This window comes from Pseudomonas sp. ICMP 10191, from assembly GCF_001467335.1.
Lineage (GTDB): Bacteria > Pseudomonadota > Gammaproteobacteria > Pseudomonadales > Pseudomonadaceae > Aquipseudomonas > Aquipseudomonas cerasi.
In genome coordinates this window covers 1-26,327 of the sequence record NZ_LKGW01000123.1, presented here as the reverse complement: position 1 = coordinate 26,327, position 26,327 = coordinate 1, and the positions used below count along the sequence as shown (strand labels likewise).

General features: G+C 61.1%; 21 protein-coding genes and 1 pseudogene. 6 read left to right on the top strand and 16 right to left on the bottom strand.

Annotated elements, in window-relative coordinates; translation table 11 throughout:
* The first annotated feature begins 92 nt into the window (after window positions 1-92).
* A complete protein-coding gene (locus AO388_RS18305) occupies window positions 93-770 on the top strand; it encodes an FKBP-type peptidyl-prolyl cis-trans isomerase (protein WP_003367726.1) in 678 nt (225 codons plus the stop codon).
* 78 nt (window positions 771-848) lie between these two features.
* Here the strand turns inward: AO388_RS18305 and AO388_RS18300 are convergent, their stop codons facing one another.
* The 8 genes from AO388_RS18300 to AO388_RS18265 form a co-directional block, all read right to left on the bottom strand.
* Window positions 849-1,322, bottom strand: coding sequence for an Rsd/AlgQ family anti-sigma factor (locus AO388_RS18300; RefSeq protein WP_003432684.1), 474 nt, complete (start codon window positions 1,320-1,322; stop codon window positions 849-851).
* 174 nt (window positions 1,323-1,496) lie between these two features.
* Window positions 1,497-2,024 (bottom strand): disulfide bond formation protein B, encoded by a 528-nt coding sequence (locus tag AO388_RS18295; protein ID WP_054082309.1) that lies wholly within the window; start codon window positions 2,022-2,024, stop codon window positions 1,497-1,499.
* A gap of 216 nt (window positions 2,025-2,240) precedes the next feature.
* Window positions 2,241-3,485, bottom strand: a complete 1,245-nt coding sequence (locus AO388_RS18290) for a heme biosynthesis protein HemY (protein ID WP_003367721.1) — start codon at window positions 3,483-3,485, stop codon at window positions 2,241-2,243.
* On the bottom strand, window positions 3,482-4,603 hold the full coding sequence (locus tag AO388_RS18285; protein WP_003432677.1) for a uroporphyrinogen-III C-methyltransferase: 1,122 nt from the start codon (window positions 4,601-4,603) through the stop codon (window positions 3,482-3,484). The genes AO388_RS18290 and AO388_RS18285 overlap by 4 nt, the downstream gene beginning before the upstream one ends.
* Window positions 4,604-4,656: 53 nt before the next feature.
* Entirely contained in the window at window positions 4,657-5,430 is a 774-nt protein-coding gene (locus AO388_RS18280; protein WP_058416885.1) for a uroporphyrinogen-III synthase, read from the bottom strand.
* Complete coding sequence (hemC, locus tag AO388_RS18275) at window positions 5,427-6,368, bottom strand: hydroxymethylbilane synthase (protein WP_003318426.1); 942 nt, start codon at window positions 6,366-6,368, stop codon at window positions 5,427-5,429. Before hemC ends, AO388_RS18280 begins: the two co-directional genes overlap by 4 nt.
* A 232-nt stretch (window positions 6,369-6,600) precedes the next feature.
* Window positions 6,601-7,347, bottom strand: coding sequence for a LytR/AlgR family response regulator transcription factor (locus AO388_RS18270; protein ID WP_058416884.1), 747 nt, complete (start codon window positions 7,345-7,347; stop codon window positions 6,601-6,603).
* Window positions 7,344-8,426 carry a sensor histidine kinase gene (locus AO388_RS18265; protein ID WP_003318424.1) on the bottom strand — a complete coding sequence of 361 codons (1,083 nt, stop codon included), beginning with the start codon at window positions 8,424-8,426 and terminating at the stop codon, window positions 7,344-7,346. The genes AO388_RS18270 and AO388_RS18265 overlap by 4 nt, the downstream gene beginning before the upstream one ends.
* Before the next feature lie 133 nt (window positions 8,427-8,559).
* Between AO388_RS18265 and argH the strand changes: the two genes are divergently transcribed.
* Complete coding sequence (argH, locus tag AO388_RS18260) at window positions 8,560-9,954, top strand: argininosuccinate lyase (protein ID WP_024641407.1); 1,395 nt, start codon at window positions 8,560-8,562, stop codon at window positions 9,952-9,954.
* A 305-nt stretch (window positions 9,955-10,259) separates the two neighbouring features.
* Entirely contained in the window at window positions 10,260-11,501 is a 1,242-nt protein-coding gene (locus AO388_RS18255; protein ID WP_003367703.1) for a nucleoside recognition domain-containing protein, read from the top strand.
* A 4-nt stretch (window positions 11,502-11,505) separates the two neighbouring features.
* Here the strand turns inward: AO388_RS18255 and AO388_RS18250 are convergent, their stop codons facing one another.
* From AO388_RS18250 to AO388_RS18225, 7 genes and pseudogenes are all read right to left on the bottom strand, one after another.
* Window positions 11,506-12,699 carry a DUF5924 family protein gene (locus AO388_RS18250; RefSeq protein WP_003367700.1) on the bottom strand — a complete coding sequence of 398 codons (1,194 nt, stop codon included), beginning with the start codon at window positions 12,697-12,699 and terminating at the stop codon, window positions 11,506-11,508.
* A gap of 95 nt (window positions 12,700-12,794) precedes the next feature.
* On the bottom strand, window positions 12,795-14,171 hold the full coding sequence (locus AO388_RS18245) for a M16 family metallopeptidase (protein WP_058416883.1): 1,377 nt from the start codon (window positions 14,169-14,171) through the stop codon (window positions 12,795-12,797).
* Window positions 14,172-14,228: 57 nt separating this feature from the next.
* The gene (locus AO388_RS18240; RefSeq protein WP_003367694.1) at window positions 14,229-15,881 is read right to left on the bottom strand and encodes a Na/Pi cotransporter family protein; all 1,653 of its coding nucleotides are present in this window, start codon (window positions 15,879-15,881) and stop codon (window positions 14,229-14,231) included.
* A 265-nt stretch (window positions 15,882-16,146) separates the two neighbouring features.
* The gene (locus AO388_RS18235) at window positions 16,147-16,866 is read right to left on the bottom strand and encodes a class I SAM-dependent methyltransferase (RefSeq protein WP_003367692.1); all 720 of its coding nucleotides are present in this window, start codon (window positions 16,864-16,866) and stop codon (window positions 16,147-16,149) included.
* Window positions 16,867-17,119: 253 nt separating this feature from the next.
* Window positions 17,120-17,842, bottom strand: a complete 723-nt coding sequence (locus AO388_RS30380) for a methyl-accepting chemotaxis protein (RefSeq protein ID WP_371676484.1) — start codon at window positions 17,840-17,842, stop codon at window positions 17,120-17,122.
* A 132-nt stretch (window positions 17,843-17,974) separates the two neighbouring features.
* Window positions 17,975-19,096, bottom strand: a pseudogene (locus tag AO388_RS30375) (Cache 3/Cache 2 fusion domain-containing protein); the annotation flags it as partial.
* A 185-nt stretch (window positions 19,097-19,281) separates the two neighbouring features.
* A complete protein-coding gene (locus AO388_RS18225; RefSeq protein WP_058416882.1) occupies window positions 19,282-20,226 on the bottom strand; it encodes a LysR substrate-binding domain-containing protein in 945 nt (314 codons plus the stop codon).
* Between the two features lie 141 nt (window positions 20,227-20,367).
* On the opposite strand from AO388_RS18225, the gene AO388_RS18220 reads away from it, so the two are divergent.
* The gene (locus tag AO388_RS18220) at window positions 20,368-21,750 is read left to right on the top strand and encodes a NorM family multidrug efflux MATE transporter (protein WP_058416881.1); all 1,383 of its coding nucleotides are present in this window, start codon (window positions 20,368-20,370) and stop codon (window positions 21,748-21,750) included.
* Between the two features lie 12 nt (window positions 21,751-21,762).
* Here the strand turns inward: AO388_RS18220 and AO388_RS18215 are convergent, their stop codons facing one another.
* Window positions 21,763-23,427 carry a putative bifunctional diguanylate cyclase/phosphodiesterase gene (locus AO388_RS18215; RefSeq protein WP_003432664.1) on the bottom strand — a complete coding sequence of 555 codons (1,665 nt, stop codon included), beginning with the start codon at window positions 23,425-23,427 and terminating at the stop codon, window positions 21,763-21,765.
* Window positions 23,428-23,631: 204 nt separating this feature from the next.
* On the opposite strand from AO388_RS18215, the gene rep reads away from it, so the two are divergent.
* A complete protein-coding gene (gene rep / locus AO388_RS18210; protein WP_003401585.1) occupies window positions 23,632-25,641 on the top strand; it encodes a DNA helicase Rep in 2,010 nt (669 codons plus the stop codon).
* Window positions 25,642-25,692: 51 nt separating this feature from the next.
* The gene (locus AO388_RS18205) at window positions 25,693-26,262 is read left to right on the top strand and encodes a xanthine phosphoribosyltransferase (RefSeq protein WP_044309668.1); all 570 of its coding nucleotides are present in this window, start codon (window positions 25,693-25,695) and stop codon (window positions 26,260-26,262) included.
* The last annotated feature ends 65 nt before the right edge of the window (window positions 26,263-26,327 follow it).

Sequence of the window (26,327 nt, the reverse complement as noted above, 5' to 3'; positions counted from 1 at the left end):
TGCAAAGGCATTGTGAAATTCACGTCACAAGACTCGTCACTACTCGCGCTGGCGCAGGCATAATCGCTGCCTTCCCAGGCCGGAGAGCATTAATGTCGCGCTACCTGTTAACGTCGTTGTTCCTCTTGCTACCCCTGGCTCAAGCCGCCGAGTCGCCACCTGCGTCCAGTGACGGCCACGACCTCGCCTATAGCCTGGGCGCAAGCCTTGGCGAGCGGTTGCATCAGGAAGTCCCTGACCTGGACCTCAAGGCGTTGGTGGAAGGCTTGCAGCAGGCTTATCAGGGCAAGCCGCTGGCGCTCAAGCAGGAGCGCATCGACCAGATTCTGCGCGAGCATGATGCCGCTATCGCTCAGGCCGAGACTGCCGGTACGGATGCGCCGACCGAGGCGGCCCTCAAGGCCGAGCGCACGTTCATGGACAGCGAGAAGGCCAAGCCGGGTGTGAAGGTGCTGGCTGACGGGATTCTCATGACCGAGCTGACTCCTGGCACCGGCCCCAAGCCCAGTGCCGACGGCCGGGTTGAGGTGCGTTACGTCGGTCGTTTGCCGGACGGCACGATCTTCGATCAGAGCACCCAGCCCCAGTGGTTCCGGCTCGACAGTGTGATCAGCGGCTGGACCAGCGCCTTGCAGAACATGCCGACCGGCGCTAAGTGGCGTCTGGTCATTCCTTCGGATCAGGCCTATGGCGCCGAGGGCGCTGGCGATCTGATCGATCCGTTTACACCGCTGGTATTTGAAATCGAGCTGGTTGCGGTTTCGCAGTAAGCGGGCGTAAAGCCGGCGTTCAGAAATGCGAAAGGGTGCAATAAGCACCCTTGGCGTGTAGCGCTGGCACCGACAAGATCACGCCTGAGCGGCGATCTCTTCCTTGTGCGAGTTGTGCAGCACTTCGATCAGGCAGTCTTCCAGCTCGAAACGCTCGTGCAGCAATTGCCCCAGCTGATTGAATTCCCGTGCTACTACCGCCGCATCCGAGCAGTCGCCCTTGTCGCAGCGATCATTGAACGTGAGGGCAAACTTGGTGATGACGTCCAGACGTGGATAGATCGTGTCTGCCAGCTCCAGCCCACGCTCGTCATTGAACGCCCGGGCTTCATCACCCAGCTGTTCGTAGACTTCGAAGTGCCCGGCGGAGACGTAATCCACAAGAATCCCGCAGAAGTTCTGCAGACCTTCAAGGTCGGCTGCCAACGCTTCGGGCGTGTCGCCCAGCGCGTCATAGGCTTCGACCAGTTCGAGACGGCTTTGAAGCCAGCGATCGATCAGCTTGTTCACTCCGCCCCAGCGTTCCTGAGCATTCTGACAACTTTCCAGCATGGTCTTCTCTCTTCCCTTCAGGGGCATGCAGTCCTGGGCCGGTCCGGGTGATTGGCCGGGACCTGGCCTGATAAATGCGTCAGGACAGCATATTTCCAGTGACGCGTGCGGCCCAGATTATGCCCGCTCGACAAGGCCATCAAGGTACGCAGGAGATAAAGTTCATACAAGCGTTTAATAGCCGCCCCGATCTCTGGTCGCCAGCCAGTGGCTGAATTCGCTGAAAAGAGGATACAGCGGTAACAGCGCCAGACCCGTGAATGCCAGCAGACTCCACTCCGGCAGGCTGATGCCGAACAGTGTCCAGGTGATCTCGGCGCAAAACAGCGCGTCGCTTCGCAGTCGGTCGATGCACATGTCCAGGGAGAGCAGGCTCAATACCTGCTCCAGTCTGGTAATAACAGGTATCAATTGATCGGCCGAGGCGGTCTGCAACCACACCTGTGTGCCTGCTGCAGCAAGCCCGGCCAGGGCGACCAGCAAAAGCCCCAGACTGTAGCGTCGCGTGCCTGTCGGGCCAGATGCGTGGCAGGCAGCACAGAGCGCCAGCACGCCACAGACGATGAATGCAGCCCGTTGCACCATGCACAGCGCGCAAGGGTCGAGACCGAAAGCTTGCTGCAGGTAGAAGGCGACGCCAATGATTGATGCACAGGCCAGCGATGCCAGGAAAAACAGGAAGCGTGTGCGAGCCAGATACATGGCAAATCCGTAACAAAGGACGAGACGATTACGGTAGAGGAAAGGGTGCGGCGCATTCAAGGTGGCGGCATACGGATGCGTCGCTGTTTACCGAGGAAAAAGAACACACCGCTGCGTGGTTCTTTTACTCATGTATGTAGGACGATTCTTACGCATTGATCTTGACGGGCTGGTGAGGCAGCACGGAGAGCCCTGACCTAGGACTCTCCGGTGGTTTCAAGCCTTGGTCAGTACCGGCAGGGGCCGCGACAAAAGGCGCTCGTCCAGCAGGCCCAGGCCTTCCTGAAACAGCTGATTGCTGCGATCCGTCTCACCCAGTTGGCCCAGCAGACGAGCCAACTCGGCGCAGGTTTCGGGATTGCGTTCCAGGCGCAGACTGCTCTCCAGATAATCCCGCGCCTTGCCCCACAGTCGGCCTTGCAGACAGATACGTCCCAGGCTCAGCAACAGGCTTGGATCAGCCGGATGGTGCTTGAGCCAGCCTTCCGCCGTTTGCAGCTGCTTGAGCGGGTCACTGCCGCGAACCAGCCCGTACAGACGCGCCAGATGGCTGTTGTACTCGCGCTTGAGGGCGCTACGAAGCACCTCTTCAGCCTGAGCTTCGGCACCCAGACGGCGCAATTGATCGGCGTACGCCAGCACCAGTTGCGGCTCCTGGCGTTGCGCAGAGGCCAGCCCCTGCCAGGCGCTCTCCAGAGAAGGCAGACCGGTCGGTGCGCCTTCGATGCCCTCGCGGTACGCCGCCAGGCTCAGGTTCTCGCCCCAGGCGCGGCGTTCCAGCTCGGCCAGCTCCTTGGCTGGCAGAACCTTGTCCTTGCGCAGTTCCGGCATCAGGCGGACCACGTCGGACCAGTCACCACGCTGCTGATACAGGCGTTGCAACTGACGAAGCACCTGAGGGTTGTGCGGATGACGCTCTTTCATGGCCAGCAGCGTGGTCAGCGCACCTTCGGTGTCGCCGCGATCCTGCTGCAGCTGGGCGTGATTCAGGGCAATTGCCAGCTCGGCTTGTGGCTGACGCTCGAGCGCACGTTCCAGCAAGGCATCGCAGTCTTCGTAACGACCCTGCTCGTTGGCCGCGCGTGCAGCGCCGATGTAGTAGAGCAGCGGGTGAGTATCGGCTTCGGCCGCGCGTTGCAGATGACGCTGAGCGCTGGACCAGCGGCCCTCGGCAAGGTCCATCTGGCCTTGCTCGATAGCCATTTGCACGCGACGACGGCGGTTGCGGCGCGACCATGGGTTAACCACGCGGCCCGAAGTCGTCAGCAGGCTGATCAACAGTCTCAGCAGTGCGATCACCAGCAACGCGGCGACCAGCAGCGCCAGGGTCGCCCACAGGCTCGATTCGTAGCGGAAGTTCTGATAGGCGATCAGGACGTAACCGGAGTGCTCGGCGATGGCGACACCGATCAACGCCGCAGCGGCGATCGCGATGAATAACAGCACATAGAAGCGCTTCATCGGCTGGTCCCCTGTTGCGCCTCGGCTGGCTGGCCGGCGGCATGACGGCGTTCAAGGTAGGCCTGCACGGCGCTCAGGGTCGGTGCCAGATCCGGTGTCTTCACCGATACCGGCTGGCTGGCGACAGCATCAAGCCCCTGGCCGAGCGCTTTACCCTGTGGATCGTCCTGATCGAAGTTGGCTTTCAGAACGTTTTGCGCTTCAGTGATGGCCTTGGAATAAACCTCGGGCTCGCCGTTAAGCGCTGCCCACTGCGCCTGCTCCAGCGCCAGGCTCAGCGCCAGACGCACCTGCGAAAGGCTTTGGCCGGCGAGTACCGGGCGGATGTCCTTGTCGGCGTTGAAATCGATGCGGAAGTAATGGGAGATCTCGTCCCACCACTGCGTCCACCGGCTGGATTCGGTCTTGTCGGCGGTCAGGCCCAACAGTGACTCGCCCTTGTCTTCGTATTCGGGGGCCAGCTTGTTGAGCTGTACAGCTTGCTCACGCAGAGCTGCGAGTTGCAGAAACAGCCCGGTGCGGTCCGGCTGCTCGATGCTGCGCAGTGCGGCAAGGCTCTTGGCCAATTGCTCGCGGGCAGCGAAGGAGCCCGGATCGTCCTGCTCACGCAGAATTTCGTCGGCACCCTGAACCAGCGCCTGTGCACTGTTGATGTCCTGCAGCGCTGAAAGACGCAGGCTGGCCAGACGCAGTAGATGCTCGGCCTCGGCCAGACGCCAGTCCTTGCGGCTCGCCCCCAGTACGGTTTCGAGTCGCTGGCTGAGGCGCTGCTGATCGCCTTGCAGTTGCGCGACCAGACGTCGACTGTCTTCCAGCTGATTGGCTGGCGGGAATTGCGCGATGCGTGCGCTCAGCTGCTGGTCATTCTGCGCCAGTACCAGGGTTTGTTCGGCGATGTCCTCGACCTGTCCGCGCTGCTGCTGGTGCCCGGCCTGCAACATGCGCAGTTGCCAGACTCCCCAGCCGGCGACGGCGATACCGGCAATTGCCAGCAGCAAGGCCAGGAACACCAGGCCACTGTTGCGGCTGCCGGTGCGCTCGGTGCGGACTGGCTCAGGCTTGGATGCAGGCGTTTTCAACACCGATTCTTCGTCTTTAGGCAAGGCTGTTTCGCTCACGTATCCCATCCTTTGCATTTTGGCGTAATAGCGTAAACGACAGGTGTCGATCATTACGCCTTGACGGCAGGCTGAGGTTGTTCCCGCAACGCTGCCAGCAATGCCGCGGCGCTGGCGCCACGACAATCAATAACGGTCCTTGCTCCGGCTGCCCGCGCGATGCTGGCAACCCTGGGGCTCGGTACAAACAGCGGCAGATCGGCCAGGACCGGCCATGAATCCCCCGCCAACTGAAGCAAATGTTCAAAACCCTGCCCACTGCTGACCACCAGCCCGTTCAAGCGTTCCACCGCGACGCGTTGCGCCAGGGCGTCGGGCGCATGTTGCGGCAGGTAGCGACGATACAGCGGCAGGTAATCAACCCCCACCCCCAGCCCGCGCAATTGCTCGGCCAACAGTTCGCGTCCCTCGTCACCGCGCATGATCAACACACGGCTTCCCGGTACGGCAATCGCCTGTTTGAGGCGCGGCAGTTCAAGCAAGGCTTCGCTGTCGTCGCCCTGCTCCGGCCAGCTCGCATCCAGCCCGTAGTCGAGCAGTATCTGCCCGGTTGCTGAACCCACACTGAACCAGGGTTGCAGGGGCGGTTGCGGCCATACTTCGTCGATCAGCTCGATGGCCAGTCGCGCGGCAGGTTTGCTGACCACGATCACTGCACAATAATTGAGCAGATCGAAAATGATCGAACGCTGTGCAGGCGTCAAGGGCAAAGGCTCGGTTTCAAGCAGGGGCAGACTGCTGCTGAAGATACCGTCCTCGGCCAGCACCCTGGCCAGCGCTGCCGACTCTTCGGCCGGGCGGGTCAGCAGCAGACGCCAGCCACTCATTCGTTATTGGCCTCGCCGTAGACCGCTTTCAGGATGTCGGCGGCACCCTGCTCCAGCAGCGCTTCGGCCACCTGCACACCCAGTGCCTGAGCGGATGTCTGAGGTGCCCGGGCATCCGCGTGCAGCAACACGCTGCCGGACGGATCGCCCACCAGGCCGCGCAACCACACGTCATCGCCTTCCAGTACGGCGTAGCAGGCGATCGGCACCTGACAGCCACCGTTGAGGTGCTTGTTCAGCGAACGCTCGGCAATCACGCGCACAGCAGTGTCTTCATGATGCAAAGGGGCAAGCAGTGCATGAATTTCGGCGTCGACGCTGCGGCATTCGATACCCACCGCGCCCTGGCCACCGGCTGGCAGGCTGTCGTCGACACTGATTGCGGAAGTGATGCGGTCTTCGAAACCCAGGCGGATCAGGCCAGCGGCGGCGAGGATGATGGCGTCGTATTCACCGGCATCCAGCTTGGCCAGACGGGTATTGACGTTGCCGCGCAGGAAGCGGATCTGCAGATCGGGTCGACGCGCCAGCAATTGGGCCTGACGGCGCAGGCTGGAGGTGCCGACAATGCTGCCGGCCGGCAACTGGTCCAGGCTGGCAAAGGTGTTGGAAACGAATGCATCGCGCGGGTCTTCGCGCTCGCAGATGCAGAACAGGCCCAGGCCTTGTGGAAAGTCCATTGGCACGTCTTTCATCGAGTGCACGGCGATGTCGGCGTTGTTTTCCAGGAGCGCGGTTTCCAGCTCCTTGACGAACAGGCCTTTGCCACCGATTTTCGACAGCGGGGAGTCGAGCAATTTGTCGCCACGGCTGACCATGGGTACCAGCGTCACGAGCAGGCCGGGGTGGGCCTGTTCCAGGCGGGCCTTGACGTATTCTGCCTGCCAGAGTGCCAGCGCGCTTTTGCGGGTGGCGATGCGGATTTCGCGAGAGGACATTGAACAATCCGTACTGAGTAAATGCGACGGATAATAACAGCTCAATCCCGGTCAGGGCGGCTTCGGCGCTGATTGCAACTTGCGTCAGACACTGAGCCGATCAATCAATCGGCAGTGTCTGAGGGGCGCATGGGAAAGGCTGCGCGTAGGCCAGCCGAAAAGCACATGGAGCCGGAATTCTCTCCCGTTCCATGACTCGGTCTGGGCGCAGAGGCTCCAGAGCGGCGAGGCGCTAGAGCTGCTGCATCATTTTGCGGACACCGGCTACGTGGCGGCGGCTGACGATCAACGCATCGCCATTGAGCCCTCTGAGGAACAGCTGGAAATGCCCCAACGGAGTGCGCTGCAACCGTTCTATGCGCTCGCGGGCCACCAGCGCATTGCGATGGATGCGCACGAAACGGTCACCGAATTCGTCTTCCAGTGCCTTGAGCGGTTCGTCCAGCAGCACTTCGCCGCCCTCGTGACGCAAGGTCACGTATTTGTGATCGGCGATAAAGTAGATCACCTGATCCAGGGGAATCAGCTCGAGGCCTTTGCGGGTACGCGCGCTGATGTGGCTGCGTGGCCCTGATCCGCTTTCGGCTGCCGGGCGGGTCAACGCCGCCAGTTGCACGCGGTTCGGCCGCTCGGCTTTTCGCAACGCTTCGACAAGGTGCTCGGGACGCACAGGCTTGACCAGATAGCCCACCGCACTGACCTGAAAAGCTTCCAGGGCGAACTCATCGTGGGCGGTGCAAAACACAACGGCAGGCGGTGCTTCCCGCTCGCACAGTCGGGCTGCGACCTGGAGGCCATCGAGACCCGGCATGCGGATATCGAGCAGCACTACGTCCGGTTTGTGGGTTTCGATCAGCGCCAAGGCTTCTTCGCCATTGGACGCGCTGGGTTCCAGTACTCGATAACCCTCGATTTCATTGACCATGCGGCTCAATCGCTCGCGGGCCAGGGGTTCGTCATCAACGATCAGGACATTCATATAGCTCTGGCTTCCTGCGTGAGTCTCGCACAAGGATAGCGTAGACAGGTGTAGTGACGACCGTCACGGCGCTCCACGCTCAGACTGGCATGCGGGCCAAAAAGTGCCGCAATTCGTGCGCCTATATTCGTCAGAGCCTGCTGAGTACCGTTGGAAGTCTGCCGATTGGCAACTTCTTCATAGGGATTGCTGACGCTCAATATGAACTCTCCCCCTTCATAGTTCGCTTCGACCGTTACAACGCCCCCTTCGACCCGCGGAGCAATGCCATAAATCAAAGCGTTTTCAAGTAATGGCTGCAAGGTTAGCTGGGGGATTGGCAAGTCATCGGGAATTGCACTCACCCTCCAGTCCAACTGTAGACGCTCGCCAAGACGATATTGCTCAATCGATAAATATCGTTTTGCCAATGCCAGCTCTTCACCCCATGTCACGAGGCTGCCCGGCTTGGCCAGACTGGCACGAAAAAGGTCCGAAAGATCGAGCACCGCCTGCTCGGCCTTGACCGGGTTGCTGGCCACCAGACTGGCGATACTGTTGAGTGTATTGAAGAGGAAGTGCGGGCGGATGCGCGCCTGCAGCGATTCGATCCTGGCGCGCAGCTCGCCCTGTTGCTGCTTGCGCCACTGACTCTGCAGATAGAAGTAACGCAGCATCAGGGCGGACATGATCAGGGCAATCGTCGAGTAGCGCAGATAACGCTCGACCATGCCGCTGACCGAAATTCGCCCGGTAAGCTGACAGACGTCGGTGACGGCTGTGCACAGCAGCGTCAGACCGACCACCAGCAGGCAACTGAGCATGCCCGCCAGCCCCGGCGTCAATCGCGCCAGCCAAGGGCGCAACCCGCACAGCAGCGCTGCCGACAGCAGCACGATCCATTGCACGAACAGCGACATCAACGCCAGGCGTACCCAGTCGAAGCCGCTGCGCATCGGTTCCACCAGCACCAGAACCAGCACCAGCAGCTCGGCCAGCACGACGAGCACCAGCAATGCCTGCGGCAGGCACAGTTCAGGGAGGAAAAAGTCTTTGCCGGGCGCGGGCCGGGCATCATGTTTCACAGGTTCGATTCGCATGGCTCCAGTCTCTGCCCTGGCCTCGTCAGCGGCAAGCTGTCCGGGGATAAAAATGCATCAACCCTGTTATCATCGCGTTCGTTCTTGTGCCAGGTATCGGGCACGTCACTTTCAGTCAGCAACGAGCGAATCCATGAGCACCGACAAGACCAACCAGTCCTGGGGCGGCCGCTTCAGTGAACCCGTCGACGCGTTCGTCGCGCGTTTCACTGCCTCCGTCACCTTCGATCAACGCCTGTATCGCCACGACATCATGGGCTCCATCGCCCACGCTACGATGCTGGCCAAGGTGGGCGTACTGACCGACGCCGAGCGCGATACCATCGTTGACGGCCTGAACACCATCCAGGCCGAGATCGAGGCTGGCCAGTTCGACTGGCGCGTCGATCTGGAAGACGTGCACATGAACATTGAAGCACGCCTGACCGACCGCATCGGTATCACCGGCAAGAAGCTGCACACCGGTCGCAGCCGCAACGATCAGGTCGCCACCGATATCCGTCTGTGGCTGCGCGACGAAATCGACCTTATCCTCAGCGAAATCACACGTCTGCAGCAAGGTCTGCTGGGCCAGGCCGAGCGTGAAGCTGAAACCATCATGCCCGGTTTCACCCACTTGCAGACGGCCCAGCCGGTAACATTCGGTCACCATATGCTGGCCTGGTTCGAAATGCTCAGCCGCGACTACGAGCGTCTGGTGGATTGCCGCAAGCGTCTCAACCGCATGCCGCTGGGCAGCGCGGCGCTGGCGGGCACTACCTACCCGATCGACCGCGAGCTGACCTGCACACTGCTGGGCTTCGAGGTGGTGGGCGGCAACTCGCTGGACGGCGTATCGGATCGCGACTTCGCCATCGAATTCTGCTCGGCTGCATCCATCGCAATGATGCACCTGTCGCGCTTTTCGGAAGAGCTGGTGCTCTGGACCAGTGCGCAGTTCCAGTTCATCGACCTGCCGGACCGCTTCTGCACCGGCAGCTCGATCATGCCGCAAAAGAAGAACCCCGATGTTCCTGAACTGGTTCGCGGCAAGAGCGGCCGCGTGTTCGGTGCCCTGATGGGCCTGCTGACCCTGATGAAAGGCCAGCCCCTGGCTTACAACAAGGACAACCAGGAAGACAAGGAACCGCTGTTCGACGCCGCCGATACGCTGCGTGATTCGTTGCGTGCATTCGCCGACATGATCCCTGCGATCAAGCCCAAGCACGCGATGATGCGTGAAGCAGCGCTGCGCGGCTTCTCGACCGCCACCGATCTGGCCGACTATCTGGTCCGCCGTGGTCTGCCGTTCCGTGACTGCCATGAGATCGTCGGTCACGCGGTGAAATACGGTGTGGAAACCGGCAAGGACCTGGCAGAGATGAGCCTGGAAGAGCTGCGTCAGTTCAGCAACCAGATCGAACAGGACGTCTTCGCCGTGCTGACCCTGGAAGGTTCGGTGAATGCCCGTAATCACATCGGCGGCACCGCCCCCGAACAGGTCCGCGCTGCCGTCGTTCGCGGCCAGGAGCTGCTGGCCGGGCGCTGAAGATACCCCGCATAGCCCCTGATCATCATTCCCACGCCCCGCGTGGGAATGCCGATCCTGAGGGTGCGCCGCGGCCCGGATGTGTGAAGGATTCCATCGTTCCCATGCTCCGCGTGGGAATGCCGTTCTGGACGCTCCGCGTCCGATCCTGAAGGTGCGTGTGGCGCTGATGTGTGACGCGGAGCATTGGCACGATAGTCGGCCTGGCCCCTGCTCACCGTTCCTACGACTCTTTCAGCACCTACCGATTTCCCTCCGGCGCACCCCGCCGCTATCATCCCCGCTTCTTGTGGGGGACTTATCCGATGCTCAATGGCCTGTGGCTTGGTTTTTTTGTCGTGGCGACGATTTCCGCGCTGGTGCAGTGGCTGGTGGGCGGCAACGCCGGCATTTTTGCGGCGATGGTCGAAAGTATCTTTGCCATGGCCAAGCTGTCGGTCGAGGTCATGGTGCTGCTGTTCGGCACACTGACCCTGTGGTTGGGCTTTTTGCGCATCGCCGAGAAGGCCGGCATCGTCGACTGGCTGGCCAAGGTTCTCGGGCCGCTGTTTCTGCGCCTGATGCCGGAGGTGCCGCCCGGCCACCCTGCGCTGGGGCTGATCACCCTCAACTTCGCCGCCAACGCGCTGGGTCTCGACAACGCCGCCACGCCGATTGGCCTGAAGGCCATGCGCTCGCTACAGGAACTCAACCCGAGCAAGACCGCCGCCAGTAACGCGCAGATCCTGTTTCTGGTGCTCAACGCCTCATCCCTGACCCTGCTGCCGGTGACGATCTTCATGTACCGCGCCCAGCAAGGTGCGCCTGACCCGACCCTGGTATTCCTGCCGATCCTGCTGGCCACCAGTGTCTCGACCATCGTCGGCCTGCTGTCGGTCGCGTTCATGCAGCGTCTGCGCTTGTGGGACCCGGTGGTGCTCGCCTACCTCATCCCCGGCGCCCTGTTGCTGGGCACTTTCATGGCTTTTCTCGGCACGCTGTCGGCGGCTGCGCTGGCGGGTCTGTCGTCGATTCTGGGCAACCTCACGCTGTTCGGCCTGATCATGATGTTTCTGATCATCGGCACGCTACGCAAGGTGCTGGTCTACGAGGCCTTCGTCGAAGGTGCGAAGGAAGGTTTCGACGTCGCCAAGAGCCTGCTGCCTTATCTGGTCGCCATGCTCTGTGCGGTGGGCGTGCTGCGCGCATCCGGCGCGCTGGACTTCGGCCTGGAAGGCATTCGGCATCTGGTGCAGTGGCTGGGGCTGGACACGCGCTTCGTCGATGCGTTGCCGACCGCGATGGTCAAACCCTTCTCGGGCAGCGCCGCCCGTGCCCTGTTGATCGAAACCATGCAGACCCAGGGCGTGGACAGCTTCGCTGCATTGGCCGCTGCCACGATTCAGGGCAGCACCGAGACCACGTTCTACGTCCTTGCCGTGTACTTCGGCGCCGTGGGCATTCAGCGCGCTCGCCATGCGGTGGGCTGCGCGCTGCTGGCCGAGTTTTCCGGTGTCGTGGCCGCGATCTTCGTCTGCTACTGGTTCTTCGGCGCGACCGCGACCTGAAACATTACTGCGCCGGAGCCTGAGGCGCAGACTCCGCGGGGGCTGCTTCGGCAGGCGCAGCCTCCTGCTTCTCCTGCTTCGGCTCATCAGCCGGTGCGGACTCAGGCGTAGTCTCTTCGGCCGAGTCGCCGCCCGGCTTGAGCTTGATTATCCGCCCGGTAGGTCGCTTGACTGCTGGCTGGTCATTGTCAGTGACGACAAAACGCAGCACGCCGATCATCTGGCCGTCCTCGGTCAGCACCCTCACCTGCCAGCGTCCTGTCACGTCCTCCGGGAAGTTTTGCTTGCGCGTCCAGGCGCGATAGCCTTCCTTGCGGCCGCCGTGGATATCCAGCGCGATGCGGTCCATCTCTTCGCCTTCATGCCACCACACATGGTAGATACGCTCGTCCAGCCCGCGCGGCGCATTGATGGCGGTGTACGCATACAGGCCGCCGTTGCGCAGCTGCTTGGCGCTGATCAGCGAAATACTGTCGCCCGGCGTACGGTTCTTGTTATCGAAGTCCGGGCTCACCGCCACTTCAGTCAACCACAGCGTCGCAGGCGGCACCCAGGAGCGTAGCAACCAGCCCGCCGCGCCGATGGCCAGGATGATGCTGATCACGGCCAGTGCGCTGCGCCAGGTGTTGAGCGGGAAGTTGGACATCAGGCTGGGCGCCGACAGCAGCATCGCCACGCCCAGCGCCAGTTTGTAACTCTCGGCGGTGGTCAGGTGCAGTATGATCGGCAGCGCGGTCAGCAGTGCCGCGAACAGCGTCAGAGTGTGCAACGTCATGAACAGCCAGCGTCTGGGCGCCAGCCACTTGTAGTAGAGGGGGTCGATGATTGAGATCAGCCCGGCGGCGCCGAGCACCGCAGTGAATACCGCCTGACCACTGTTCCAGGTGGTGGTGATGAAAAAGAACGGCAGCACGAAGAACAGGCTTTCCTGATGGATCATCTGCGTGCCGTAGCGCAGCAAGCCCTGCGGAATCTCGCGGCCCAGCGCCTTGTTGAGCAACCCGACCATGGTGTTTTCGACCATCAGCCACAGCCAGCTGATCAGCATCACCACGGCAATCCAGGTGGCCAGTCCTGCCTGGCGATCGACCAGAATGAAACTGGCGATACCGGAAACGAAACCAAACGCTGCAATGAGCCCCGGGTAGCGCTGCATCAAGTTGAGCACGGGTGTCACATAGCGATTCACGTCAAGCATCGGAGGGGTCACTCGGTTCTGTTCATACAAAAAACGCGCTGTGTAACAAACGCAGCGCGGAGCCTGCACCCGGGGTGCAGTTCGGTGTCAGGATTCTATTTGCTGCGTACACGCCAGCGCCACAGGGCCAGCAGTGCCATGAAACCCAGTACTTCGCCAATCAGCCAATACAGACCGTCATAACTGAACAGTGGCTTTTCAATGCGCATGTAACCCGGCTGGGCAAGCAATTGGCGCATCGCCTGATTGGCCGTTTCCAGCTTCACCGCCTTGATCCGTTTGGCCGGATCCTCGAAGCGCCCGTTTTCATAATCGTTGAGCGCGCTCCAATAGTAGTCGGCCAGCGCGCTATTGCCTTGTGTGGCCCATGACTGCCGGTCAATGGCGAGCTGTTGCAGCCGCGCAAACGTAGCGGGCTGCATGCCGTCTTTTTGCAGGCGCTCGACCAGACCGCGAATGTCGCGCTCGGCTTCATCGGCATCGTCACGTTCGACATCGGCGTTCAGGCTCAAAAACCCGACATCGCCGAACACTTCGCGCTCTGCCGAGGGGCCGTAGGACAAACTGTGTTTCAGGCGCAGCTCAGTGTAGAGCGTCCAGTCCAGATAGGCTTTGACCAGCTCCCAGGTTTCGTCGTGCTGGTCGTCGAGCTGCGGCTCTGGGTAGATCAGGTGCAGCTTGGCGCTCTCGCCCAGCCCGCCGCGCTCAAGCTCGCGGCGCGGTTCGGCCGAGCCGCTGCCCTGCGCCAGTGGCGGATGGTCGATCGGATCGGTGGGGGCGAGCTTGCCGTAGGTGCGCTCCAGATAGGCTGGCAGCAGCTTGTCCAGATCACCCACCACAATCAGCGTCATGTTGTTGGGGGCGTACCAGTTGGCGAAGATGTCTTCGATATGCTCCAGCTGGATGCCGTCCACCTCGGGACGTTCAGCGCATTTGAGGCCCAGCTCCACGGCCAGCTGGCTGCTGGCGCTGCGCCCGGAATCACGCCGGTCAAGCAGGCGCTGCAAGTGCGAAAAATGCCCGCCATCTTCGCGTTCGACCACGCGTTTGACGCCGTCCAGCCGCGCCTGGCTCAGCTCGGTTTTGGTCATGATCTCCAGCAGCAGGTCGAGCACCTTGCGCTGGTTGCGCGCAGGCGCTTCGATCACGAAGGTGGTGTCGGCGTTGCTGGTGAAGGCGTTCCACTCGCCGCCCAGTGCCTGCATACGCTCCTCCAGCCCGCCTTCGCCGCTGTCATCCACGCCGCTGAACAGCAGGTGTTCCAGCAGATGCGGCAGTTCCTTGTCCTGGCACGGGAAGTCATCGAAGCCGATACCCACCACCAGGCGGATGGCGACGTGACCCTTGTCATAACCGGGCTTGAGAATGACTTGCAAACCATTGGGCAGCAGATAGCCCTCGACCTGAAGACGGTCAAGGGCGAATGAGGGAAGTGAACCGAGGAGCAGACAAGCGAACAGCAGGCAACGCATAAAACAGCTTTCCTGGCGGGCCGGTATGTTTAACAGACTTCACCTCGGCCCTTACGTTCATAGCGATCTGTCGGCCTCGACCTCGCTCGACAAGGCTCCTGTGTCAGCGGTTTCCAGCACTACGTAGGCGCTGCTGCAAAACAGCGAGTTCAGACGCTTCATGTCGGCAATCAGTTCCAGGTGCAGCGAACTGGTTTCGATACTCTGGACCACCTTGTTGCGCAGCCGGCTGACGTGGGCGTGCGCCAGGCGTCGCTCCTCGGCCCTGAACTGGCGCTTCTCGCGCAACAACTGACGCGCGCTTTCGTGATCGCCGCTGAGGAACACCGAAAGGCCCAGGCGCAGGTTCGACTGTAATTGAATCTGCAGATCGGCAAGTTCTTCAAGACCGACTTCAGAGAACGACCGGCGATGTGCCGTCTTCTGCTGCTGGATCTTGCGCAACATGCGTTCGATCAGGCCGCTGGCCAGCTCCAGGTTGATGGTCAGTTCGATGATCTCGGCCCAGCGCCGGTTGTCGTGCTCGCCGAGGTCTTCACGCGGCATCTGCGCCAGGTACAGCTTGATCGCGCTGTACAGCGCTTCGACGTCATCGTTGAGGCGGCGCACTTCCTGGGTCACCGCCGTTTGCGTGCCGCGCAGTACCGCCAGCATCGAGGCGAGCATGCTTTCGATCAGGTCGCCCATACGCAGGGTTTCGCGCACCGCGTTGGCCAGCGCAAGGCTGGGCGTCGACAGCGCGGTCAGGTCCAGATGACGCGGTTTGGCCAGGCCGCCGACTTCGTTCTGCTGGGGCAGCAGATACGAGCACAACCGCGCCATCGGGGCCACGGTTGGCAGCATGATCAGGCAGCGCACCGTGTTGTAAAGCAGGTGAAAGCCGATCACCAGTTCCTGCGGACTAAAGCCCAGCGTGTCGATCCAGGCAACCAGCGGATCGAGCACCGGAAAGATCAGCAGCAGGCCGAACAGTTTGTACAGCAGACTGCCCAGCGCCACCTGCCGGCCGGCAACGTTCTGCATGCTGGTACTGAGAAAGGCCAGCAGGCCGCTGCCGATGTTGGCCCCGATCACCAGGCCGATCGCCACCGGCAAGCCAATGACTTCGGTGCCTGCCAATGTGGCCGTCAGCAGCACTGCCGCCAGGCTGGAATAGGAGATCAGCGCGAACATGGCGCCCACCAGCGCATCCAGCAACAGGTCGCCGGTCAGCGAGGCGAACAGCACCTTGACCCCCGCCGCCTGGGTGATCGGTGCGGCAGCCGCGACGATCAGCTGCAAGGCCAGCACGATCAGGCCCAAGCCGATACCGACCCGTCCCAGTTGACCGGCACGGGTCTGCTTGCGCGACAGGAAAAACACTACGCCAAGGAAGATCAGCAGCGGCGACAGCCATGACAGATCGAAGGTCAGCACGCGAGACATCAAGGCGGTGCCGACATCGGCGCCAAGCATGATCACCAGGGCAGGCGTCAACGTCATCAGCCCCTGGCCGACAAACGACGTCACCAGCATGGCGGTGGCGTTGCTGCTCTGCACCAGTGCCGTCACCAGAATGCCGGCTATGAACGCGAGCGGTCGTTTGGACATGTTCTGGCTGAGCACACGACGAAGTTGTGTACCGTAAACACGAAGGATGCCAGTGCGCACGATATGCGTGCCCCAGATCAGCAGGGCGACGGCGGATAGCAAATCGAGCAGGGTCAGCATGCGAAAAGCCCCCTGAGGTTTGCCTATACAGGCGATGAATTGAAAGATGCAGCGTGTAGCGAGCGGGGATGGATGAAACGCTCTACTAAGCTTTTAGTCGGCCATGGGCCTTGGCGCCAGCATCGCACAGCGCGGATTTCATTGAAATAAAAGTGTCATAAATCAGTATTTTGATATTGCTCGGGCATTCGCCATGAACCCGTCGCATGTGCCTCATGGCTGTTCACCCGCCCTGCCGCCCGCAGGCGGCGGAAACGTTACAGGGTCAATCCATAGTGTACGCAACGTTAGGGTCGAGTTTCATACCGACGGCCTTTGCGACGTGCATGCCTTTTTCATACGAAAACGATTTATCTGCTGTGGGCTGGAAGAACTCCACGAAATCCAGGCTGCGGCGACTGAACACGAACCCGCCGATGAGCGGCTGATTGACTGCATACAGATGCGGACACAGCGCCATCATCGACGAAGCAGGCACGCCGATCAGGTGTTCCTCAAGATCGCCGGTCTGTTGAGTTTCTTGCGGGTAAAACCACAGTGGCGTGCTGATGAACAGATAGGCATCCGGCCCCAGGCTGGAAAGCAATGTGCGCACCAGCCATCTCGCCGTATCGGCTGTCAGATGCTCGACGACATCCAGCAGACAGATTATCCGGTACTGGGCCAGCCGCTCGGATGACAGCTCTTGAGCAAGGCCGTGCCAGATGTTGCGGTAGGTAGCGTTCTCATGCAGCTGCGAATTCTGGCAGTTGGCTTCCCAGCCATCGATGCCGTCCACCGACCAGTGCGCCGTGTCCGGGTTTGCCTTGATCAACGCGCCCAGTGTTCCAGAGCCGAACCCGATATCCAGCACTTCAACATCGCTGCTGAGGTCTTTCAGGATATGGAAAATCATCGCCTTGGGAGAGACCGAGTCGCCTTCCACATGGCCGGTTGCAGGCGCGAAGCCTTCTGTAGGCTGATAGTTTTCAACATATTGCTTCATTGTCTGGATCCTTGACGATGGTTAGGGAGGCGGGGTTTACCGTAGATCCTGTTGAAGCATCCGCATTGGGGTGTAGGAGGAGTATAGGGGGGGTCGAGTGCCTGGCCTTTAATCCTGCAAACTGACCAGAAACGCTTGGTGACACGAGTGGCGCCTGTAGCTGCATAGCAGGCTTTGGCGAGTATTCAGAACCTGACGCAAGCGTCTGGTACAGCGTGCCAACGCTGAGCATTGGCACACTGTTCGGTCAGTCTTATCGGAACCGGTCAACCTCGTGACGCAGTTCTGTAGCCAGGCCATTCAGCTCCTGGGCAGTGATGGCGAGGTTGGACATGACCTGGCGCTGTTCGCTGTTGGCCATGGCGATGCTTTGCAGGTTGCTGCTGAGCATGGTCGCGGTGCTGCTTTGTTCCTGGGTGGCGGTGGTGATAGCGGCGAACTGGTGACCGGCCGAGCGGCTTTGCTCGTCGATCTGGGCCAGTGCGGAGGCCACTTTGGCGTTGAGCGACAGGCCTTCCTGCATCAGTGTGTTGCCCTGCTGCATGGTGCTGATGGCGTTGCCGGTTTCTTGCTGGATGCTGGCGATCATGCCGGAAATCTCATCGGTGGCTTCACGGGTGCGCGAGGCCAGGCTGCGGACTTCGTCAGCCACCACGGCAAAGCCGCGACCCTGCTCACCGGCGCGTGCGGCCTCGATGGCAGCGTTGAGCGCGAGCAGGTTGGTCTGGTCGGCAATCGAGGTAATCACCCCGACGATGCTGCCGATTTCCTGCGAGCGCTGACCCAGCGTGTCGATGACTTTCGCGGTGCTGCTCAGCGAAGTGGCGATCTGTTGCAGCGACGACGAAGCCTCTTCCATCGAAGTACGACCAATGCGTGTCTGCTGGGCATTTTCCTGTGCCAGTCGTTCGGTATTGCCCATGTTGTCGGCGATGTTCATCGACGTGGCGCTGAACTCTTCGACCGCACCGGCCATGCTGGTGATCTCGCCGGATTGCTGCTCCATGCCCTCGAACGCACCGCCCGACAGGCCGGACAATGCGTTGGCGCGGGTGCTGACTTCCTGCGCCGCAGTACGGATATGCGCGACCATCGATGACAACGCTTCGCTCATCTTGTTGAAACTGCCCGACAACTGCCCGATCTCGTCATTGCTGGTCACATTCAGGCGTACGCTGAGGTCGCCTGCACCCAGTGCGTCGGCCTGGCGTACCAGTTCGGACAGTGGACGCAGCTTGCTGCGCAACAGCCAGATGGCACTGATCACCGCGATCAGCATGGCCAGCAGACTGCCGATCGCCAGTTGCGTGCCGACGTGCCAGGTCACTTCACTGATTTCCTTGCGCGGCATGCTGGCGATGACGGTCCAAGGGCCGCCAGCGAACGGCTGGCCGACGCTGTAATAGTTGTCATCACCGTCATCCCAGAACTGCGCCTTGCCCGGCTTGCTGGCAAGGTCGGCCACTGACTTCGCGGCACCGTCGAGGGATTTGACGCCTGCCGGTGGCACCAGCCAGGTGCCCTTGTCGTCGAGCAGCGCCAGCGAGCCGGTAGAGCCGATACGGAAGCTCTTGAGGTTATCGAACTGGGTCTTCTGTGCATCGGTGTAATCGAACCCTACAAACAGCGCCGCAATGATCTTGCCGCTGCTGTCGCGAACCGGGCTGTACTGGGTCATGTAGTAGCGATCGAACAACACCGCCTTGCCGACATAGCTCTGCCCGGCCATCAGACGCTCGTAGGCTGCGCCCTTGCGATCCAGTACCGTGCCGATGGCGCGCGTGCCATCCTGCTTGCTCAGGGAGGTGCTGATACGGATGAAGTCGTCGCCGCTGCGCACGAAAATGGTTGCCACACCTGCGGTCATCGAGCGGAATTCGTCGACTTCGGTAAAGTCGTTGTTCAGCACGGCATCACGCAGCAACAGGCCTGGCGTGGACGTGCCCGCCACCGTGACCGGCTTGTCGGGTTGCAGGCTCAGGCCATCGGCGAAGCGTTTTTCGAACAGTCCACTCAGGCGCTGAGTACTGTCGCGCAGCGTGCTGTGGAAGGTGTTGAGCTGGTCAGCGAGGAGCCTGGCTTCACTCGACATGTGCTCTTCACGAATGACCAGGTTGGACGCGTCCAGAGACCTCAACGCGAACAGGGTACTACCACTGATAACCACCGCCAGGATCACGGCCAGAGCAATACCAAGTTGCGAAGCAATTCGGGTACGAGGCTTGGACATAGAGACTCCGTGCCGAATGATTGGAGTTGCCGGGTCCGTGGCTTATCATTCAGCTGATAGATTTAGTTGGTGTTTTACGCCGTTTGAACGAGCAATCGTTAAGCAATGCTTCGGCCATCAAGGTCGTTACTTGAGAGCGGAGCGAGACATTAACAAATGATGGCAGTTCAATACTAAACTAAATTTTAATAGAGTACTTCAACTAACGGCAACTTCATGGCGCCCACCTCCGCCTTGAGAAAATCGCTGAGGCGTCGCAACCGCTCTGCGCCGGGCCTTGTACGCGGCCAGACCAGATAATAGTTTTCGCCACTGAACACCGCCGTGCGCCACGGCAGACTCAGACGGGCCTGCGCCACGTCCTCGGCGACCATCAGCAGATCACCCATCGACACACCGTAGCCGCGTGCGGCGGCAATCATTCCCAGCTCGAGGGTGTCGAATACTTGCCCGCCTTTGAGCGACACCTGATCGGCCAGACCCATGCGGTTCAGCCAGGTGCGCCAGTCACGACGGTCAGGAGTGGGGTGCAGCAACTCAGCCTTTGCCAGCCGCTCCACGTCCCATGGCGGGTCCTGCAACAACGTGGGTGCGCCGACCGGAATCAGCAACTCGGGAAACAATAATGTGGCGTCCCAGTCCGACGGGAAATGACCCTGGCTGAGCAGAATCGCGCAGTCAAAAGGCTCCTGGGTAAAGTCCACCGCATCGATTTCCATCCACGCGCTGGTCAGTTGCACTTCGTTGCCCACCTGCAGGTGACGGAAACGGCTGAGCCGCGCGAGCAGCCAGCGCATGGTCAGGGTCGACGGGGCTTTCATGCGCAGAATGCCCTCCTCGGTCTGCAAGGTGCTGCAGGCGCGTTCCAGTGCCAGGAACCCATCGCGCACACCGGGCAACAGCGCGCGTGCCGATTCGGTGAGCTGCAAGTTACGCCCGTTACGCTGAAACAAGCGGCAGGCAAAGTGCTCTTCCAGCGTACGAATATGACGGCTTACTGCACTTTGGGTGATCGAAAGTTCCTCGGCCGCGCGGGTAAACGAGGTATGCCGCGCAGCCGCTTCAAAAGCCCTTAGTGCATAAAGAGGGGGAGACTGCGAGGCATGGGGCGCTTCCTGCGGACGATGAATGGCTACTTTACTGCAAATGCTGAAAATTGCTTCAGATGAGTTTTAGTCATGCTGAGCATCGGATTTATCGTTTTGTGTTTAGTCGAGCAACTGCCCAGAATACGTCGCTCAATCGTCCCTTTGCCGTAGAGCACCGTCACCATGCAGCCGTCCGCCCCCAAAGAACTCTGGATCATCCTGCGCCTGGCGGGGCCGCTGATTGCGTCACAGATGGCGCACATGCTGATGGTCTTCACCGACACCGTTATGATGGGCAAGATCGGACCGGAGGCTTTGGCGGGCGGTGGTCTGGGCGCTGCCACGTACAGCTTTGTGTCGTTCTTTTGCGTCGGCGTGATGGCAGCGGTCGGTACGCTGGTCTCGATCCGTCACGGTGCTGGTGACGCTGAAGGCGCGACCCGTCTGACCCAGGCCGGTCTGTGGCTGGCCTGGGGCATGGCGCTGGTTGCCGCGCTGTTGCTGTGGAACCTCGAACCCATCCTGTTGCAGTTCGGTCAGGCCGAAGCCAACGTGCATATGGCGGCTCAATTTCTGATCACCCTGCCCTTCGCCCTGCCCGGCCTGCTCAGCTTCATGGCATTGCGTGGCTTCACCAGCGCACTGGGTCGCGCGGGGCCGGTGATGACCATCAGCCTGGCCGGTGCGGCAGCGAACTTCGTGCTCAATTACGCATTGATCCATCAATGGCTGGGGCTGCCCAGCCTCGGGCTGATGGGGATCGGGCTGGTCACCGCGATCGTCACCAACTGCATGGCCCTGGCCCTGGCGCTGCATATCAGGTGGCATCCGGCTTACGCGGCGTACCCGATCAGAAAGGGGCTTTCGAAGCTTTCACGCAGTCACCTGGGCGAGCTGTGGCGGCTCGGTCTGCCGATTGGCGGCACCTATGCAGTGGAAGTCGGCCTGTTCACCTTTGCCGCGTTCTGCATGGGCGCGATGGGCAGCACGCAGATGGCGGCGCACCAGATCGCCCTGCAGACCGTGTCCATGGCGTTCATGGTTCCGGTGGGGATGTCCTATGCGGTCACCATGCGTATCGGCCAGCATTATGGCGCGGGCAACCTGGTGATGGTGCGCATGGCCGGTCGTCTGGGCATCGGTTTTGGCGGCTGTGTGATGCTGATGTTCGGGCTGCTGTTCTGGCTGGCACCGCATCTGGTCATCGGTCTGTTTCTGGATATCAACGACCCGGCGTTTGCCGAGATCGTCGTACTGGCGGCAAAACTGCTGGCCATTGCCGCCCTGTTCGAGTTCTTCGACGGCACCCAGACCATTGCCATGGGCGCCATTCGTGGGCTCAAGGATGCACGCACCACCTTCCTGATCGGCCTGGGTTGCTACTGGCTGATCGCCGCGCCTGCCGCGTGGTTGCTCGGTTTCTCTACCGATGCCGGCGCTTCGGGCGTGTGGTGGGGGCTGGCGCTGGGCCTGTTCTGCTCGGCCGTGGCGCTGACCTACGCGTTCGAATGGAAGACGGCTCGGCTGTTGCGTCGGGACGCGGCCGGGGTGGCGGTGCCGGGCTGATCCGGCGCACCGTCACCCGGATCTGGATGTATCTGCGTGCACGGCTTGCGAGCGCAGATAGGTCACCAGTTCTTCCACCGGCAGTGGCCTGCTGATCAGATAGCCTTGCACCTGATTGCAGCCGAAACTGCGCAGCAACTCCAGTTGCCCGCCGGTTTCCACGCCCTCGGCGACTACTTCCAGGTTCAGGTTGTGCGCCAGATTGATCATGGCGTTGACCAGCTTGCGGTTCTCTTCGCGTAACTCCATCTGCGCGACAAAGCCCATGTCGATCTTGAGCAGCGCGATGGGCAGGCTGTTGAGGTGCATGAACGACGAATAGCCGGTGCCGAAATCATCCAGCGAAAAGCGCACGCCCAGTTGCCGCAATGCGTCCATGGTCTGCCGGACCTGGTCGCTGCGCCGCATGACGGCGGTTTCGGTCAGTTCGAATTCCAGCCAGCGCGCGTCGACATCGTGTTCCGCGATGAGGCGATTCAAGGTCGGCAGCAGCTGGCTGTCCTGAAACTGCCGGAACGACAGATTGATCGCCATGTGCAGTGGGGCAAAGCCTTGTTCGCGCAGGGCCTGCATGTCACGCAGTGCGCGGAAGATGACCCAGTAGCCGAGCGGCACGATCAGGCCGCTTTGCTCGGCCAGTGGCACGAATTCGCTGGGCGGCAGCAGCCCGCGTTCCTGATGGCGCCAGCGCACCAGCGCTTCCAGGCCGACAATACGCCCGCTGTCCAGGCACAGGCGCGGCTGGTAATGAAGTTCCAGCTCATCGCGGCGCAAGGCGCGTCGCAGTTCACCTTCCAGATCGGCGAGGCTGCGGGCGTTGCGGTTGATGCGCTCGTCGAACAGGTGATATGTACAGCCCTGCATGCTCTTGGCCTGACGCATGGCGATATGCGCATGCCACATCAGCGGGTCGGCTTCGGGCTGGGCTTGCGAATGCGCAATGCCCAGGCTGCAACCCAGCAGCAGGCTTTCGCCATCGACCCAATAGGGTTCGGCCAGCACGTCAGTGATACGTTCGGCCATTTGCAGGGCACGTTCGGGGGTTGCTCGGGTGTCAATCAACAGGGCGAATTCGTCGCCCCCCAGGCGGGCGATCTGATCACCGGCATCGAGCTGGTTTTTCAAGCGCGCCACGACTTGCAGGATCAGCCGGTCACCGGCCTGATGCCCCAGTGCATCGTTGGCGCGGCGAAAATTGTCCAGGTCCAGATGCCCCAGCGCCACACTGCCGCCTTCGCTCAAGCGCGCCGAGAGCAGCGCCTGAAATCCCTGGCGGTTGGCGATGCCGGTCAACGGGTCCTGGCCGACCAGGCGTCGCAGGCTGTCTTCCAGGCGACTGCGCTCGTGGACATAGCGCAGGCAGCGCCGAAGCGTGTCACCGGTCAAGGCATCGCGCACCAGCCAGTCACTGACGCCGGTCGGTCCGACCAATGGTTCGGTCTCGAGCAGCACCACGGTAGGCAACAGGCAGGCCCCGGTCCTGGGCTGCAGATCAGGGGTGGTCAGCAGCACGGTATTGCGCTCGTTAGCATATCGGGCGCTGAAAACGTCCCAGTTCGCGCCATGCAGAAGTATCACGTTGCTTCCCGGCGCAGTGAGGCAGCCGCTAAGCAGCGCCTGCCAGAAGGGCTCGTGCGCCAATAACAGCAATCGCAAGGGTTCGACAGGTGTAGGCAATCTAACTTCCTAAGTGCAAAGGAAAAACCGGTGGCCGCACTCTCGCAGGAGCGCGACAAATACACGTATCGCGCGTCGCGGCGCAAATGTAACAAAAACAGAAGAATTAGATAGCTGTCACTGTCCGACGACGATGAGCACTGCACAAAACCGTGGGCCTGTTAAAATGCCCGACCTTTTTTGCAGACGACTCTTCATACCGCCATGTCCCGACTCAATCCCCGGCAGCAGGAAGCCGTGAACTACGTCGGCGGCCCTCTTTTGGTGCTCGCCGGTGCCGGTTCCGGCAAGACCAGCGTGATCACCCGCAAGATCGCTCATCTGATCCAGAACTGCGGTATTCGTGCCCAGTACATTGTCGCCATGACCTTTACCAACAAGGCCGCGCGCGAGATGAAAGAGCGGGTTGGCACGTTGCTCAGAGGCGGCGAAGGCCGTGGCCTGACGGTTTCGACCTTCCACAACCTGGGTCTGAACATCATCCGCAAGGAGCACACGCGGCTGGGCTACAAACCGGGCTTCTCGATCTTTGACGAGACCGACGTCAAGGCGCTGATGACCGACATCATGCAGAAAGAGTATTCCGGCGACGACGGCGTCGACGAAATCAAGAACATGATCGGCTCATGGAAAAACGACCTGATCCTGCCCGCCGAGGCGCTGGAAAACGCCCGCAACCCCAAGGAACAGACTGCCGCCATCGTCTACACCCACTATCAGCGCACGCTCAAGGCGTACAACGCAGTGGACTTCGACGATCTGATTCTGTTGCCGGTCAAGCTGTTCCAGGAACACGCTGACATCCTGGAAAAGTGGCAGAACAAGGTGCGTTACCTGCTGGTCGACGAATATCAGGACACCAACGCCAGCCAGTACCTGCTGGTGAAGCTGCTGATCGGCACGCGCCATCAGTTCACCGTGGTGGGCGACGACGACCAGTCGATCTACGCCTGGCGTGGTGCGCGGCCGGAAAACCTGATGCTGCTCAAGGACGACTACCCGTCGTTGAAAGTGGTCATGCTGGAGCAGAACTACCGTTCCACCAGCCGAATCCTGCGCTGCGCCAACGTGCTGATCTCCAACAACCCGCACGCCTTCGAAAAACAACTGTGGTCCGAGATGGGCCATGGCGACGAGATCCGCGTGATCCGCTGCCGTAACGAAGACGCCGAGGCCGAGCGGGTGGCCATGGAAATCCTCACCCTGCACCTGCGCACCGACCGCCCGTACAGCGATTTCGCCATCCTCTATCGCGGCAACTACCAGGCCAAGCTGATCGAGCTGAAATTGCAGCACCACCAGGTGCCGTATCGACTGTCGGGCGGCAACAGCTTCTTCGGCCGCCAGGAAGTGAAGGACCTGATGGCCTATTTCCGGCTGCTGGTGAACCCGGACGACGATAACGCCTTCCTGCGGGTGATCAACGTTCCGCGTCGCGAGATCGGCTCGACCACGCTGGAAAAGCTCGGTAATTACGCCACCGAGCGCAAAGTGTCGATGTACGCCGCCACCGACGAGATCGGCCTGGGCGAGCATCTGGACAGCCGATTCACCGACCGTTTACAGCGCTTCAAGCGCTGGATGGACGGCGTGCGTCAGCAGTGCGCGCAGAACGATCCCATCGCCGCGCTGCGCAGCATGGTCATGGACATCGACTACGAGAACTGGTTGCGGCAGAACAGCTCCAGCGAAAAGGCTGCCGATTACCGGATGAGTAACGTCTGGTTCCTGATCGAGGCGTTGAAAAACACGCTGGAGAAGGACGAAGAAGGTGGCATGACCATCGAGGAAGCCATCGGCAAGCTGGTCCTGCGCGACATGCTCGAACGTCAGCAGGAAGAGGAAGACGGTGCCGAAGGTGTGCAGATGATGACCTTGCACGCCTCCAAGGGGCTGGAATTCCCTTACGTGTTCATCATGGGCATGGAGGAAGAAATCCTGCCACACCGCTCCAGCATCGAAGCTGACACCATCGAAGAAGAGCGCCGCCTGGCCTACGTGGGCATCACCCGCGCACGGCAGACCCTGGCCTTCACCTTCGCCGCCAAGCGCAAGCAGTATGGTGAAATCATCGACTGCGCGCCGAGCCGCTTTCTGGATGAGCTGCCCCCGGACGACCTGGCCTGGGAAGGCAATGACGACACCCCGACGGAAGTCAAAGCGGTTCGCGGCAACACTGCGCTTGCCGACATTCGCGCCATGCTGAAACGCTAGCCGACACAATATTGATCATTTATTGCGCAATGGCGCAGCCAAGGAATTGAAGTGGAAGCACTGCACAAGAAAATTCGCGAAGAAGGCATCGTATTGTCCGATCAGGTGCTGAAGGTCGATGCGTTTCTCAACCATCAGATCGACCCGGCCCTGATGAAGGAAATCGGCGACGAATTCGCCCGACTGTTCGCCGACGCTGGCGTGACCAAGATCGTGACCATCGAAGCTTCCGGTATCGCGCCGGCAGTCATGGCAGGCTTGAAAATGGGCGTGCCGGTGATCTTCGCCCGCAAGCACCAGTCCCTGACCCTGACCGAAAACCTGCTGTCGGCGACCGTGTACTCGTTCACCAAGCAGGTGGAAAGCACCGTGGCAATCTCGCCGCGCCATCTGAGCAGCGACGACAAGGTGCTGATCATCGATGACTTCCTGGCCAACGGCAAAGCCTCGCAGGCGCTGATCTCGATCATCAAACAGGCCGGCGCCACGGTAGCCGGACTGGGCATTGTGATCGAGAAATCCTTCCAGGGCGGCCGCGCCGAGCTGGACGCCCAGGGCTATCGCGTTGAATCCCTGGCGCGGGTTGAATCCCTGGCCGGCGGGGTTGTAACGTTCAAGTAAGCCCCTCGAGGGCGGACGCAGAGCGTCCGGAAAGGCATGCGACGCGGAGCGCCGCACGATAGTTG